Raw genomic sequence first — 13,399 nt, 5'->3', positions numbered from 1 at the left:
GGTTGTCACCGGAGATCACGACCATGTCGGTGACGCCCAGCGTCCGTAGGTGCGCGATCACCGCAGCGGCCTCCGCGCGCGGGGTATCCATCACCCCGATCACGCCCAGGTACACGCCACCGTGGCGCACGATCATGGTGGTGCGGCCCAGCTCCTGCAACCGCTCGACCGTGGCCGCGATATCGCCGGGCACACCGTCGGGGTCCAGCTCGGTGAACATCGTCAGGTTCCCGATCTCCGTGGGCAACCCGTCCACCATCGCCCGCACGCCCCGCCCGGTCACCGAGTTGACCTCCGCGGCACTGAGTTCCGAACCGACCGGCACCTCCAACGCCAGATCACGGGTGATCGCCGCGGCCAGCGGATGATCGCTGAAGGACTCCACCGCCACCACCGTCGTCACCAGCAGCTCCCGCACCTCCGGGCGCACCGCCACCACATCCGTGACCCGCGGCTGACCCCAGGTCAACGTTCCGGTCTTGTCGAAGGCGATCGAACGCACCCGGCCCAGCGACTCCAGCGGGCCACCGCCCTTGGCCAGCACCCCCGCCTGCGCGGCACGGGCCACACCCGCCAGCACCGCGCTCGGCGTCGCGATTGCCAGCGCGCACGGGCTCGCCGCGACCAACACCACCATGCCGCGATAGAAGCTGTCCGCGAACGGCTCCGACAACGCGGCCACCCCGAACCCGATCACTGCCAGCACACCCACGATCACAGCCGGGACGTACACCCGCTGGAAGCGGTCGATGAACCGCTGCGTCGGCGACTTCTGGGTATCGGCGTCACGGACCATCGCGATCACCCGCGCCAGCGTCGAATCCTCGGCGCGACTGGTCACCAGCACATCCAGAGCACCGGAGCCGTTGAGCGTGCCCGCGAACACCCGATGCGCCTCCGACACCGGAGTGCGGCCCGCCAGCGCGGCCGCCACATCGGCCACCGGCTGCTTCTCCACCGGCATGCTCTCCCCCGTCACCGACGACTCGTCGATGGCGCTGAGGCCCGCGACCACGATCCCGTCGGCGCTCAACCGCGAATTCGGCAGCACCACAACCGTATCCCCGACCCGCAACTCCTCGATGTCGACCTCGTCGACCCGGTCGCCGTCGCGACGCACCAGCGCGGTACTCGGCGCGAGCTCACCCAGGGCGGCGATCGAGCGCTGCGCGCGACCCATCGCGTACTCCTCGAGCGCGTGCCCGAGGCTGAACAGGAACAGCAGCACCGAGCCCTCGGCCCACTTGCCGACCGCGGCCGCGCCCGCGGCGGCCACCAGCATCAGGAAGTCGACCTCGAAACGGCCGCGGCGGATGGTGTCCACCGCCGAACGGATCGTGAAGAAGCCACCCAGCACATAGGTGGCCAGAAACAGCGTGGTCGGCACCCAGACCGGGGTGTCGAGCAGATACTTCGCCGCCATACCGGCGGTGTAGGTGATACCGGATCCGAGGGCGGCGGCCATTTCCGCACGCGGACCCAGCAAGCCGTGGCCGTGGCCGTCCTGGTTGCTTTTCCGGTTGTTCGCCATGGTCTCCATACGGCGAGATTAGCTTAAATACATGCGCATGTCTGCATGTGATTATTTGTTATTGCGCCGACCTGCGGATCCGAACCCCAAACTGAAACCTGTTCTACTGTGGGTGGCGTGGATGTCACCTACGAGAACACCCGACGCGAAATCGCCACCGACAAAGGCGTCCTGCGCTACCACGAGGCCGGCGACGGCCCTCCCCTGATTCTGCTGCACGGCTCCGGAATCGGCGTGAACGGCTGGCGCAACTTCCGCGGCAACCTCGGCTTCTACGCCGACCACTTCCACTGCTACGTACTCGAATTCCCCGGCTTCGGCGTCAGCGACCCCGTCCCCGGCCACCCCGTCCTCACCGCCGTCGACTCCGTCATCCGCTTCATGGACGCCCTCGGCATCGACTCCGCCGCCCTGCTCGGCAACTCCATGGGCGGCGTCGTCGCCGTCAATGTCGCCATCGCGCACCCGCAACGGGTCGAAAAACTCATCGCCATCGGCGGCGTCGGACATTCACTGCTGTCGGCCAACCCCAGCGAAGGCACCCGGCTGCTGTCGGAATTCGCCGACAACCCCACCCGCGAGGGCCTCGACCGCTGGCTGCGCTGCATGATCTACGACCCCAAGATGATCACCGACGACCTCGTCGAAGAACGCTGGAACGCCGCCACCGACCCGGCCGCCCAAGCCAGCCTCAAAGCCATGTACGGGTCCGAAGCACTTGCGCTACAACAGCAGTTCCTCGACCACTCCCCTACCCCGCCGTACTGGTCGATGCTGCACAAGGTCAAGAGCCCGGTCCTGCTGACCTGGGGCGCCGACGACCGCCAGTGCCCCACCGACATGGCGCTCATCCCCCTGCGCCAGATCCCCCTGGCCGAACTGCACGTCTTCCCCAAGTGCGGGCACTGGGTGATGTACGAGGCCAAGGAAGCCTTCGAACGCGTCACCCTCGAATTCCTGCACCGCTGAACCGCATTCGAACACCGTCGTGCAGCGCGGACACACACCACCCGCGTACCGTTCGCGCTGCACGCACCACCGGGGTATGCGACTCTCACCGCATGCTCGAACGCGCGGCCACCTCACCCAATCTCACCGAGCGCGGCCGGATCCCCGCCCTGCTCCGCGTCCTCACCGAACTCGTCGGCTGGATCACCCTGCCGTGGGGGCTGTTCCACTACTCCGTGGCCTGGTCGATCCTGGCCGTCCTCGTCCTCATCGCCCTACCCGGTGTCTTCGCCACCCCCGGCGACAAGGAACAGATCACGGTCCCCGTGCCCGGCATCGTGACCATCGCGTTCATGCTGCTCGAACTCGGCGGCGCACTCTGGGGCGCGATCCTCGTCCTACCGGTCTGGGCGGTCGTCCTCGTGGCCGTCCTCGCCGCGATCACCACGGCCACCGAACTGCCGCGCTGGCGCTGGCTGCTCACCGCACCAGCGCGGCCGCACACTCAGCGCGACCCGAAAACCACAGCCTGACAAGCGGTCAGCAGGGCGGCGAGCTCGTCGCCCTCCTTGTCCTCGAGCACCGCGAACGCCGGTGCGATCAGATCGTCGGTGATCGACTCCGCCTGCATCCAACGGCCTTTCAGCTCCGCGGTGATCTCAGCGTAGGGCTCCGGCCAGCCGAAACTCCGGGCGTGATCAACACCCGACTCCAGCGGCGAACCCGCGATCAGCACCGCCTGCAACGGCGTCAAACCACTGCCCAGCACACCGACCAGATGCAGGCCACCTCGCAGCTCACGCAGCACGTGAATCAGCTGCAACACCAACCCCGGCGCGTCCTCGGCCTGCGGCAGCGCCCGCCAACCCGCGAACAGCGGCGCACCCACCGGATCCGCGGCCGCCACCACCCGCCGCAACAACTCCGCCAGCCGCTCGGAGTCCTCGAAACCGGCCAGCTTGCGGCGGCCGAAATCCTGGCAGACCTTCAAATACCCCAGCGCCGCCGCCTCGGCGGGCGTCGAGGACGTCGACTCCCATGCCGCACGGACCGTCTCGGGCCGGAAGAACCCGAACGCCGAACTCACCACGTCCGCGTCCACCTCACCCAACACACCGCCGCGCCCACGCGTATATCCGGGCAGAAAACCTGGAACACCGGTGCTGTCGGAGAAGGCCCGCGCTTCCCGGGAGAACATGAATCCCCCACCGATCTGCTGAATCTGATCCTTCACCGCGGACGCAACCGACATGTCCGTTCCTCTCTGAAGCGGAAAGCGCAATCGATCCGAGACTATTTCAGCGCTCCGACCGGCCGCACACGGGCACCCGGAAAGCGATATGGAACACATCCGGCCCGGCCGGAACTGCCCGCCACCATCGAATTACGTTGCGCTGACAACTAATTGGCAACCCAGTCACCGATCGCAACGGAATCGACTGCCGGGCAATACACCTCGGCACCGCATTCACCCGTCAAGACGTGTCGGTCAGATCCGCTAACCTCCAAGCGGTGCTAGGACATTCACATGCGACCAGCGGCGCGCTCGCGTGGTCGGCGGCGGCCGCGGCGTTGCCGTTCACCGTCTTGACTTATCCCGCAGTGGAATCCGGGGTCATTCGACCTGTCGATCTGGTGATGGGGACCTTTCTCACCGCGGGGGCCGCGCTGCTGCCCGATGCAGACCATCCCTCCGGCACGATTTCCCATGTGCTGGGTCCGGTCTCGCACTACGCCTGCAAAGGTATCTCCTGGGTATCCGGGGGGCATCGCCACGGCACGCATTCGTTCGCGTTCGTCGCGCTCGTCACGTACGGCACCTGGGCCGGTGAGCACTTCCTCGGGCGCTACTTCACGCTGTCGCTGGTGTTCTTCCTGCTCGCGCTCGCCATCAAGGCCCTCGGGTTCGCGCCAAGCGGCGAGGGGCTCAAGTCCTACGGGACCGTGGCGATTCTCGCCGTCTGCGGCACCTTCGCCATCGACCATTTCATCAGCGACAAACCCACCTGGCTGCCGTTCTCCGTCGGCCTGGGCGCGCTCGCCCACCTCATCGGCGACTGCCTCACCGACCGCGGCTGCCGGCTGCTGTGGCCGCTGAAGATCCGTACCCGGGTCCCGATCATCGACCGCACCGGCAACAAGGTCGAAACCATGATCCTGGTTCCGCTCTTCGCGCTGGGTACCCTCGCCCTGCTCTGGTACACCCTCACCCACCATCCGTAAGATCCGAAGACCCACCGCCGCAGGCAGAACGGAGTCAGGCATGAGCGACCGCGAGGAACTGAGCTGGGAACTGTTCGGCGACGCCAGCCGCGATCTCGCCCAGGAGATCGCCGACGACGGCTTCGAACCCGACCTCATCCTCTCGATCGCCCGCGGCGGGCTCTTCGTCGCCGGCGCCCTCGGCTACGCCCTCGACGTCAAGAACCTGCACGTCATGAACGTCGAGTTCTACACCGGCGTCGATCAACGCCTCGCCATGCCGGTCATGCTGCCGCCCGTACCCAATGCCGTCGACCTCACCGGCGCGACCGTGCTCGTCGCCGACGATGTCGCCGACACCGGCAAGACCCTCAAACTGGTGCGCGACTTCTGTTCCGCGCACGTCGCCGAGGTGCGGTGCGCGGTCATCTACCAGAAGCCGCACTCCGAGGTGGACTGCGAATACGTGTGGAAGCGCACCGACCGGTGGATCAACTTCCCCTGGTCGGTGCTGCCGCCCGTGGTGAAACGCGAAGTCCGCGTGCTCGACGCCTGAAACGCCTTACGCAGCAACGACAACGGCCCGGAACCGCATGGTTCCGGGCCGTTCGTCCGCTAGGGCGAAGTGGTTCAGACCAGCTCGGCGGAGAGGATGGTGATCGGTTCGACCGGCACGTCGCCGTGACCGGCCTTGTTGGCGGTGCGCGCGACGCCGATCTTGTCCACGACGTCCGCGCCGTCGACGACCTTGCCGAACACCGCGTAACCCCAGCCGTCCTGGCCCGGGTAGTTCAGGAAGTCATTGGTGCTGGTGTTGATGAAGAACTGCGCGCTGGCCGAATGCGGGGCCGAGGTACGCGCCATGGCGACGGTGTACTTGTCGTTCTTCAGGCCGTTGGCGGCCTCGTTCTCGACCTGGTTCGGGGCCGGCTTCTGCTTCATATCGGCGGTCATGCCGCCACCCTGGATCATGAAGTTCGGGATCACCCGGTGGAAGACGGTGTCCGCGTAGTGGCCCGCCTTGACGTAGTCGACGAAGTTCGCGACGGTCTTGGGTGCCTTGGCCTCGTCAAGTTCCAGGGTGATATCCCCGGCGGAGGTCTTCAGGAGCACTTTGGTCATGCGACCCATCGTATGGGAGCCCCCAATCCGACGACCCGGCGGCATCGAATAGCCGCTCCCCTCTTCGAGGTTCGTGGGTGATGCGTGAGGTAGTGAGTGTGCGGGTGGTGGTGAGTCAGGGAGATTTTCCCGAAACGAGACAACATGCGTAGATGCGCATAGTTCCATTTCCTAATGTTCGAATTAGAAGCCATGCGGAGTGCCCAGAGCCGCTCAGATCTCGTACAGCTCGATCGGCAGATCGTCGGGATCGGCGAAGAACGCGAACCGCTTCCCCGTGTACTCGTCCACCCGCATCTCCTCCACCTCCACTCCCCTCCCCCGCAGCTCCGCCAGCGCCGCCTCCACATCCGCCACGGCGAACGCGAGATGCCGCAGCCCGGCAGCCTCGGGCCGGGAGGGCCGCGGCGGGGGCGACGGAAACGAGAACAACTCCACCTGCCCACCATCGGGCAGCCCGAGATCCAGCTTGTACGAACGCCTTTCGGCCCGATAGTGCTCAGCGATCACCCGCAACCCGAGCACCTCGGTATAGAACGCCTTCGACCGCTCATAGTCGCTGGCGATGATCGCGACGTGATGAATCCGCTGCAGCTGCACTCCCCCGACGCTAGCGCACGACCACCGCCGCCCTCAGGACGACAGACCCGGGTACGACGGCCGATCAGCTGGTGGTGGCTGTGCGGCGGCGGGTTTCGAGGCTGTCGAGGATCAGGTCGAGGCCGAAGGTGAATTCGGTGGTGTGGTCGTAGTCGGGGCGGAGGGCGTGGTCGGTGATCATTGCTCGCAGGTGTGGGAGTTCGCCGTCGGGGAGGTCGGTGAGGATGCTGTCGGCGACCTGCTGCACGTCGGACGCGGTTGTCATCGGCAGGTTCGCTTCTTGGAGTACGTATCCGCCGATGTAGCTGTCGAGGAGGGAGACGGCGTGGGCGGCCAGTTCGAGGGTGAATCCGGCGTCGAGGAGGATGCCGAGGACGGCGTCGTGGTGGCGCAGGGTGGCGAGGCCGGGGGTCGGGCGGGAGTCGAGCAGGCCCAGGGCCCAACGGTGGCGGGCCAGGACGGTGCGGGCCGATTCGGCGCGGGCGCGCAGGGCGGTGCGCCAATCCGGTTGGGGCGCGGGCAGTTCGATGGCGGTGAAGACGGCGTCGACGACGCCGTCGAGTAGGGCGTCCTTGTTGGGGACGTGGTGGTAGAGCGACATCGCTTCCACTCCGAGTTCCTGTGCGACCCGCCGCATGCTGATGGCGTCGGCTCCCCCGCGGTCGGCGACGCGGATGGCGGCGTCGATGACCCGCTGCCGGGTGAGGGCGGGTCGTGTCATGGCGTCTCCTCGGTGCGTGTGGCGATTCGGTGCGCTGCGGTGGCTCGGTGCCCGCATTGACAGGCTTACAACTGTAAGTCATCCTTACGGGCGTAAGGCACACTTACAGTCGTAAGTCCAGCGAGGAGATTCTCATGCCGATGCCGAGATGGTGGGGTCAGATCAACAAGCGCGTGTTCAATCCGCGCGCTCTGGCGGGCGGCAAGTGGCCGGTCCTCACTCATGTGGGCCGCAGCTCCGGGACCGTCTACCGCACGCCGCTCGACGCCTATCCCGTCGAGGGCGGCTATCTGTTCATCCTGGTGTACGGGTCGGCCTCGGACTGGGTGCGCAATGTGCTCGCCGCGGGCCAAGCCGGTCTGCGGGTCGGCGGTCGCGACTTGGAACTCACTGCGCCCCGTCTGGTTTCCGCAGCCGAGGCGCTGCCCGTCCTGCTGGCGAAGGATCATCCGCCCCGGCTGCTGCGCATCACCGAATATCTGCGTATGGATCTGCTGCCCGGGTCTCCGGAAGTGTTAGGCGGCGAGGGCTGAGGCCGCGGCGGCCAGCAGCATCCCGCGGTACGAGCCGCCGAACAGGACGACGTGGACGAGCAGCGGGTGGAGTTGGTGTAGCGGGATGCGTTGCCGCCAGCCCGAATTCAGGGGTGCGATCTCCTGGTAGGCGGCGAGGACGCGGTCGAGGTGGGGTGCGCCGAAGAGGGCGAGCATGGCGAGGTCGGTTTCGCGGTGTCCGCCGTGGGCGGCGGGGTCGATGAGCAGGGCGTGGTGGTCGGTCCAGAGGATGTTGCCGGACCAGAGGTCGCCGTGCAGGCGGGCGGGTGGTTCGGGTGGTCCGGCGAGGGTGTCGATGCGGTCGATGACGCGGTGCAGCAGGCGGATTCCGTCGGGGCCGAGGACGGGGGCGGCGGCGGGCAGGTACGGGGTGAGGCGGTAGCGGGCGTACCAGGTGGGCCAGTCCCCGGTGTGCGGGGTGTTGTCCAGGGGCAGGGTGGCGATGTAGCCCGGCCAGGGTGCGCCGTAGGTGTCGAGTGCGTCGGTGTGCAGGGCGGCGAGGGCGCGGCCGAGGTGTTCGGCGGCGGTGGGGCCCGCGGCGGTCGTCGACTGCCAGGGCAGCACGAGCATGTGCGGGTCGGCGGCGAGCACGGGCGGGATGAGGTCGGGGTGTGCGGTGGCGAGCCAGCGCAGTCCGGCGGCTTCGGCGGTGAGGACGCTGGAGTGGTCGCCGTCGGTGAGGGCTTTGACGAATAGTTCGCGGCCGTCGGCGGTTTCGGCGCGGTGCAGGGTCCAGGCGTGGCTGCGGCCGAGGTGGTGCAGCCGTGTGATGGGTGTGCCGGTCAGGTGGGTGAGGTGCGCGGGCACGTCCATGGACTCCCATTGTGCGGTATGGACGCAACGCTGCGGACCGACTAGTCGGATGGGGCGGATTCGACCAATCAACGCCTGTCCCAGGCTGCGGAGCGAACCGGCGCGGTCGGCCGCGAGAACGGCCTGCGGTGTGGTCGGCCAGTACGGCGGGACCTTAATCAATCGGAGTGGCGACGCCTCGGCCTAGGCGGTCGGTGTGGCGAGGAGTTCGCGCAGGTGCGCGGCGGTGGCCGTGTCGGCGGGCAGGAAGGCTTCGATGGCAAGTTCGGCGACGGTCACGTTCATCGGGGTGCCGAAAACGGTGGTGACGCTGAGGAAGACGAGTTCGTGGCCGTCGATCCGGAGGCGCAGTGGGACGACGGCCTGGTCGGGCTCGGGGAGGCCGGGGGTTTCCTCGCCGCCGGGGTAGGCGCGCAGTTCGTGTAGCAGGGCGGTGAGTTCGGGGGCGCCGGTGACGTCGATCTGGCGTTGCAGGCGTTCGAAGAGGTGCCCGCGCCATTCGGCGAGGTTGACGATGCGCGGGGCGAGGCCGTTGGGGTGCAGGGTCAGGCGCAGGGCGTTGACGGGAGGGGTCAGCAGGGCGGGGTCGATGTCGTGCAGGAACAGTGCGATGCCCGCGTTGGCGTCGACCATGGTCCAGGAGGCGTCGATGGCGAGCGCGGGGTGTGGTTCGAGGCCGGTGAGGATGCCGCGCATGGCTTCTCGGATGGCTGTCATGGCCGGGTTGTCGAGGGCGGGTTCGGCGTAGACGGGGGCGTATCCGGCGGCGAGGAGCATGCGGTTGCGTTCGCGCAGCGGGATGTCGAGTTCGTCGGACAGGTGCAGCAGCATGTGACGGCTCGGGGTGGCGCGGCCGGTTTCGATGAAGCTGAGGTGGCGGGTGGAGGTGTCGGCGCGGCCGGCGAGTTCGAGTTGGCTCAGTCGCCGGGTGGTGCGCCAGTGGCGCAGGAGCTCGCCTGCCGTGGGTGTCGCCATGGGGGGATCGTACGAATGGGTCACTACCGCAAGCCATTACCTGTGACGTAAAGCGCGGCGCTACCCGTCGTTTCGCACCTATGCCTGTTCATTTGAACATGAGAGTGTTAGAACTGTGGGGTGGATGCCGCCGAACGTTTGGATGTCACGCTGCGCCTGGTGCAGGGCGCCGACCGCATCGCGGTGACGGAACTGGCCGCGCGCCTGGGTGTTTCGGAGATGACGGTGCGCCGGGATCTGGACACGTTGGAGCGGCGCGGGCTGGTGCGACGGGTGCACGGGGGCGCGGTCGCGACCCGGTCCCGCACCGGGGCAGGCGGTTTCGCCGATCGCGCGGAGTGGTCGGCGGCGATCAAGGATCGCTTGGGCGCGGCGGTCGCGGAGCTGATCGCACCGGGCTCACGGGTGCTGCTGGACGCGGGGACCACGACGGTGCACGTGGCACGGGCGTTGACGCACCGGGCCCCGCTCTCGGTGACCGCGTTGAGCTTGCAGACGGCGGTGTGCCTGGCCGATCAGCCGCAGATCGAGCTGCTGGTGGTCGGTGGCCGGGCGCGCGCTGGTGAGCAATCCCTGGTCGGCCCGTTGGCTTTACGCACGCTGGAGTCGATGGCCTTCGATGTGTTCGTCCTGTCGATCGGCGGGGTGCACGCCGAGTACGGCTGGTCGGAGTTCTCTCTCGACGATGCCGCGGTCAAACAAGCGGGCATCGCCCAGTCGGCCCGGGTGCTCGCGGTCGCCGATGCCACGAAACTCGGCGTGCGTGCCTTCGGCCAGGTGGCCGGGTTGGCGGCCGCCCACGAATTCGTGACCGACCGTTCGGCTTCCGACCCGGCGATCCACCCGGCCGGTCCGCCCACCCTCGACGCCCTGCGCGACGCGGGCGTCCTCGTACACGCGGTGTGAGCCGAATGCCGCGTCGCCCCCTTACGCTGCGCTCCCACCCACGAGCGCTCTCACCCCTACCGAAGCCGTTGCCGGTACCGCAGCCGTTCACCGATATCGAAGTTGTCACCCGATAAGGAGTTGCCATGTCGAATGCCCAGATGATCTTGGTCGCGGGCCCGTACCGCTCCGGCACCGGCGACGATCCGGCCAAGCTGGCGGCGAACGTGCGCGCCATGAACGAGACCGCCCTGACCCTGTTCCGGGCTGGGCACCTCCCCGTCACCGGTGAAGCGCTGGCGCTCCCACTGCTCGAGACCGCGGGCAGCACCGGGCACGGAGATTCGATCTACGACGAGATTTTCCACCCGATCGCCGAACAACTGCTGTCACGCTGCGACGCGGTCCTGCGTATCGGCGGCGACTCCGAGGGCGCGGACCGGATGGTGACCTCGGCCCGAGCTCAGGGCAAGCGGATCTACTACAGCCTCACCGAGATCCCCGCGCCGCGCTGACGTTCAGTGCACCGGGCGGTGGATTGCGAAGTCCGAGAGGGTGATCGGCGGGTGTCCGCCGATCTTCTCGATCGCCGGGGTGACCTGATAGAGGCCGGTCCCCTCGCCGAGGACCCGGAAGATCTCCCACAGTTTCGACAGGTGCTCGGCCGCGTGGGCGCTGCCGTAGAACTGGATCGCCCACCGCTGCCAAGCGTCCGGGTCGTCGTCGCGATAGGTGCGGCCCAGTAGGCGGGCGGCGGTGCCGATGGAGACCACGTCGCCGGTCAGCAGCAGCACCGGGTCGGCCTCGAGGTCCGGGTCGGTCAGCAGGGCGGCGGCCACGCGTGCCACATCCGAGGCGGCGACCAGCGGCAGTTCGGTGGTTTCCGGTCCCATCGGCAGGACCAGGGTCGCGCCGGTGTCGGCGACGCGGGCCAGGTTTTCGTGGAAGACGGCCGCGCGCAAATGAATCGCGCCGATGTCGGCCCAGTCCAGGATCTGCTCGGCCACCCAGTGCTGGCGCATGCGCGGGGTCAACGCCTGCGGTCCGGCGGCGAGCTGGGAGACCGCGACGACGCGTTCGACCTCGGCCTCGCGGGCGGCGACGGCGAACGCGCCCGCGGCGTCGAGCAGGCCGTCGAGCACCGGGTAGGTGAAGTAGGCGCTGCGCGCACCCGCCATGGCCGCCCGCACCACCGCGAGATCGCGGACATCGCCGACCACCACCTCCGCGCCGAGAGCACGCAATACGGTGGCGCGGACATCGTCGGTGTGCACGAGCGCGCGCACGGGGGTGCCGCGACCGAGCAGTTGTGCGGTGAGGTGCCGACCGGTGGATCCATCGCGCCCCCCGGCGGCACCGGTGACCAGGACCGGCTGCATGAACCCACGGTACGGGTCGTGACCTTGCGCCACAGCGTGTTCGCCGCCGGTGGCGGGTTCTCGCCAGGAAAGCTCGCACAGCCCGGTGAGCCTCCCCCACGCGGCAGGGTCAGGATCCTCGCACAGCTCGGTCGAGATCCCGCCCGTTGCTCGGTCGATGTGCCGCACGCCGGTTCGTCGCGGTGGTGTTCGCCGACCATGCCGATGCGGGAGCGCAACGCCTGTTGCCCGCCCGGTCGACGCGCCCGCTGTTCCAGGTCGGCCTGGGCGGCGGCGACGGCCCCGACCGCTTCGACCGCCACCACCCTCGCCCGGTTCGGTTCGGTGCACCCGGCCAGGTGTCACAGTTGTTGCGCGACAGTGCCTTTCATGAGATCACCAGCACGGTCGAATGACCGGGTGCCGCGACAGCGCGGGCGCGGTGTGGCAGGCTGGCCGGGCATGAAGACCATGCTGATCACGGGAGCCAGCTCCGGAATCGGACTGGCCGCCGCGCACCAGCTCGCCGCCGCGGGACACCGCCTGCTGCTCGTCGGCCGTGACCGCGAAAAGCTCACCGCCGCAGCGGAGTCGGTGCGCGCGGTCGCCGCCGCCGACATCGACGCCCTGCCCTGCGACCTGTCGCGCCTCGACGAGGTGCACGCGCTCGCCGACACCGTGCGAGCCCGCTACGACCGGCTCGACGTGCTGGCCAACAACGCGGGCGGATTCTTCTACCACCGCACCGAAACCCCCGACGGGCTCGAGGCCACCTTCGCGGTCAACCATCTCGCCGGGTTCCTGCTCACCGAACTGCTGCTGGACCGGCTGCGCGACAGCGCCCCCGCCCGCATCCTGTTCACGTCCTCGGCCATGCATCACGGCGCGACACTGCACCTCGAGGACCCGCAACTGCGGCACGGCTACACCGGCGCGGGCGCTTACGGGCGCGCCAAGCTCGCCAACATCCTCTACGTGCGTGACCTGGCGCGGCGGCTGAGCGGAACCCGGGTCAGCGCCAACGCCTTTCATCCCGGCGTGGTCGCCACCGGCATCTGGGACTCCGCGCCCTGGTTCGCCCAGCCCGCGCTGGCGCTCGGTAAACGCCTGCTCATGTCCTCCCCCGAACAGGGCGGCCGGACGCTCACCTACCTGGCCACCGACCCGGATGTCGCCGCCGTGTCCGGCTGCTACTTCCAGCGCAACCGCGTCACCGCCCCGACGCCTGCCGCGCAGGACGATGCCGCCGCCACCCGCCTGCATCGACTGTGTGCCGAACTGGTCGGGCTGCCGGGGTAATTCGCGCTGCCCGACGACGAGGGGCGTCCAGGGCACGACAGTGAACAGTGCCCCGGGCGTCCCGCGTGGCCGACGTCCGTGTGCGAGCTCAGAGCGTGCGGATCACGCGGGCGGGATTGCCTGCGGCGAACACCTTCTCCGGCAGATCGCGGGTGACGACGCTGCCCGCGCCGACCACGGTGTGCGCGCCGATCGTCACGCCCGCGCACACGATCACCCCGCCGCCGAGCCACACATTGTCGCCGATCGTGATGGGGGCGGCCGTCTCCCAGCGCTCGCGGCGCAGGTCGTGGTCGGTCATGGGATGCAGGGCGGTCAGCAGCTGGGCGCGCGGGCCGATGGAGACGTCGTCGCCGATGGTCACCGGCGCGCAATCCAAGACGATGGCGTC

General features: G+C 68.5%; 18 protein-coding genes. 9 read left to right on the top strand and 9 right to left on the bottom strand.

The window, feature by feature from the left end:
- On the bottom strand, positions 1–1,540 hold a 1,540-nt coding region (locus ACWELQ_RS19410; protein ID WP_452398442.1), incomplete at its 3' end, for a heavy metal translocating P-type ATPase.
- 108 nt (positions 1,541–1,648) lie between these two features.
- On the opposite strand from ACWELQ_RS19410, the gene ACWELQ_RS19405 reads away from it, so the two are divergent.
- Together ACWELQ_RS19405 and ACWELQ_RS19400 are read left to right on the top strand one after the other, a co-directional pair.
- Positions 1,649–2,500, top strand: coding sequence for an alpha/beta fold hydrolase (locus ACWELQ_RS19405; RefSeq protein ID WP_452398441.1), 852 nt, complete (start codon positions 1,649–1,651; stop codon positions 2,498–2,500).
- A 92-nt stretch (positions 2,501–2,592) separates the two neighbouring features.
- Positions 2,593–3,012, top strand: a complete 420-nt coding sequence (locus ACWELQ_RS19400; RefSeq protein WP_452398440.1) for a hypothetical protein — start codon at positions 2,593–2,595, stop codon at positions 3,010–3,012.
- Here ACWELQ_RS19400 and ACWELQ_RS19395 read toward each other — a convergent pair.
- Complete coding sequence (locus ACWELQ_RS19395) at positions 2,985–3,731, bottom strand: SCO6745 family protein (RefSeq protein WP_452398439.1); 747 nt, start codon at positions 3,729–3,731, stop codon at positions 2,985–2,987. The two genes, ACWELQ_RS19400 and ACWELQ_RS19395, sit on opposite strands and share 28 nt — an antisense overlap.
- A gap of 260 nt (positions 3,732–3,991) precedes the next feature.
- Here ACWELQ_RS19395 and ACWELQ_RS19390 point away from each other — a divergent pair, with 260 nt between their 5' ends.
- Together ACWELQ_RS19390 and ACWELQ_RS19385 are read left to right on the top strand one after the other, a co-directional pair.
- Positions 3,992–4,702 (top strand): metal-dependent hydrolase, encoded by a 711-nt coding sequence (locus ACWELQ_RS19390; protein WP_452398438.1) that lies wholly within the window; start codon positions 3,992–3,994, stop codon positions 4,700–4,702.
- Positions 4,703–4,742: 40 nt separating this feature from the next.
- Positions 4,743–5,237, top strand: a complete 495-nt coding sequence (locus ACWELQ_RS19385; RefSeq protein ID WP_452398437.1) for a phosphoribosyltransferase — start codon at positions 4,743–4,745, stop codon at positions 5,235–5,237.
- Positions 5,238–5,311: 74 nt separating this feature from the next.
- Here the strand turns inward: ACWELQ_RS19385 and ACWELQ_RS19380 are convergent, their stop codons facing one another.
- The 3 genes from ACWELQ_RS19380 to ACWELQ_RS19370 form a co-directional block, all read right to left on the bottom strand.
- Positions 5,312–5,803, bottom strand: coding sequence for a peptidylprolyl isomerase (locus tag ACWELQ_RS19380; protein ID WP_452398436.1), 492 nt, complete (start codon positions 5,801–5,803; stop codon positions 5,312–5,314).
- A 213-nt stretch (positions 5,804–6,016) separates the two neighbouring features.
- Entirely contained in the window at positions 6,017–6,403 is a 387-nt protein-coding gene (gene gloA2, locus ACWELQ_RS19375) for an SMU1112c/YaeR family gloxylase I-like metalloprotein (RefSeq protein WP_452398435.1), read from the bottom strand.
- Between the two features lie 64 nt (positions 6,404–6,467).
- The gene (locus tag ACWELQ_RS19370; RefSeq protein ID WP_452398434.1) at positions 6,468–7,124 is read right to left on the bottom strand and encodes a TetR/AcrR family transcriptional regulator C-terminal domain-containing protein; all 657 of its coding nucleotides are present in this window, start codon (positions 7,122–7,124) and stop codon (positions 6,468–6,470) included.
- 134 nt (positions 7,125–7,258) lie between these two features.
- Here ACWELQ_RS19370 and ACWELQ_RS19365 point away from each other — a divergent pair, with 134 nt between their 5' ends.
- Positions 7,259–7,657, top strand: coding sequence for a nitroreductase family deazaflavin-dependent oxidoreductase (locus ACWELQ_RS19365; protein ID WP_452398433.1), 399 nt, complete (start codon positions 7,259–7,261; stop codon positions 7,655–7,657).
- Here ACWELQ_RS19365 and ACWELQ_RS19360 read toward each other — a convergent pair.
- Positions 7,640–8,491 (bottom strand): fructosamine kinase family protein, encoded by an 852-nt coding sequence (locus ACWELQ_RS19360; protein WP_452398432.1) that lies wholly within the window; start codon positions 8,489–8,491, stop codon positions 7,640–7,642. The genes ACWELQ_RS19365 and ACWELQ_RS19360 overlap by 18 nt on opposite strands.
- 183 nt (positions 8,492–8,674) lie before the next feature.
- Positions 8,675–9,466: a helix-turn-helix domain-containing protein gene (locus ACWELQ_RS19355; protein ID WP_452398431.1), complete on the bottom strand. Its 792-nt coding sequence runs from the start codon at positions 9,464–9,466 to the stop codon at positions 8,675–8,677.
- Positions 9,467–9,586: 120 nt separating this feature from the next.
- Between ACWELQ_RS19355 and ACWELQ_RS19350 the strand changes: the two genes are divergently transcribed.
- A complete protein-coding gene (locus ACWELQ_RS19350; RefSeq protein WP_452398430.1) occupies positions 9,587–10,372 on the top strand; it encodes a DeoR/GlpR family DNA-binding transcription regulator in 786 nt (261 codons plus the stop codon).
- 125 nt (positions 10,373–10,497) lie between these two features.
- Positions 10,498–10,866 carry a hypothetical protein gene (locus tag ACWELQ_RS19345; RefSeq protein ID WP_452398429.1) on the top strand — a complete coding sequence of 123 codons (369 nt, stop codon included), beginning with the start codon at positions 10,498–10,500 and terminating at the stop codon, positions 10,864–10,866.
- 3 nt (positions 10,867–10,869) lie between these two features.
- Here the strand turns inward: ACWELQ_RS19345 and ACWELQ_RS19340 are convergent, their stop codons facing one another.
- A complete protein-coding gene (locus tag ACWELQ_RS19340; protein WP_452398428.1) occupies positions 10,870–11,730 on the bottom strand; it encodes an NAD(P)H-binding protein in 861 nt (286 codons plus the stop codon).
- Between the two features lie 182 nt (positions 11,731–11,912).
- Between ACWELQ_RS19340 and ACWELQ_RS19335 the strand changes: the two genes are divergently transcribed.
- Together ACWELQ_RS19335 and ACWELQ_RS19330 are read left to right on the top strand one after the other, a co-directional pair.
- Positions 11,913–12,125 carry a hypothetical protein gene (locus ACWELQ_RS19335; RefSeq protein ID WP_452398427.1) on the top strand — a complete coding sequence of 71 codons (213 nt, stop codon included), beginning with the start codon at positions 11,913–11,915 and terminating at the stop codon, positions 12,123–12,125.
- Positions 12,126–12,129: 4 nt separating this feature from the next.
- Positions 12,130–13,008: an SDR family NAD(P)-dependent oxidoreductase gene (locus ACWELQ_RS19330; RefSeq protein WP_452398426.1), complete on the top strand. Its 879-nt coding sequence runs from the start codon at positions 12,130–12,132 to the stop codon at positions 13,006–13,008.
- A gap of 88 nt (positions 13,009–13,096) precedes the next feature.
- On the opposite strand, the gene ACWELQ_RS19325 is transcribed toward ACWELQ_RS19330, so the two are convergent.
- Positions 13,097–13,399, bottom strand: a 303-nt coding sequence (locus ACWELQ_RS19325) for a DapH/DapD/GlmU-related protein (protein ID WP_452398425.1), incomplete at its 5' end; no start/stop codon positions are given.

The organism is Nocardia sp. NPDC004722, from assembly GCF_053601505.1.
Note: the sequence above shows the minus strand (reverse complement) of the source record. Positions and strands in the feature narration are given on the sequence as shown.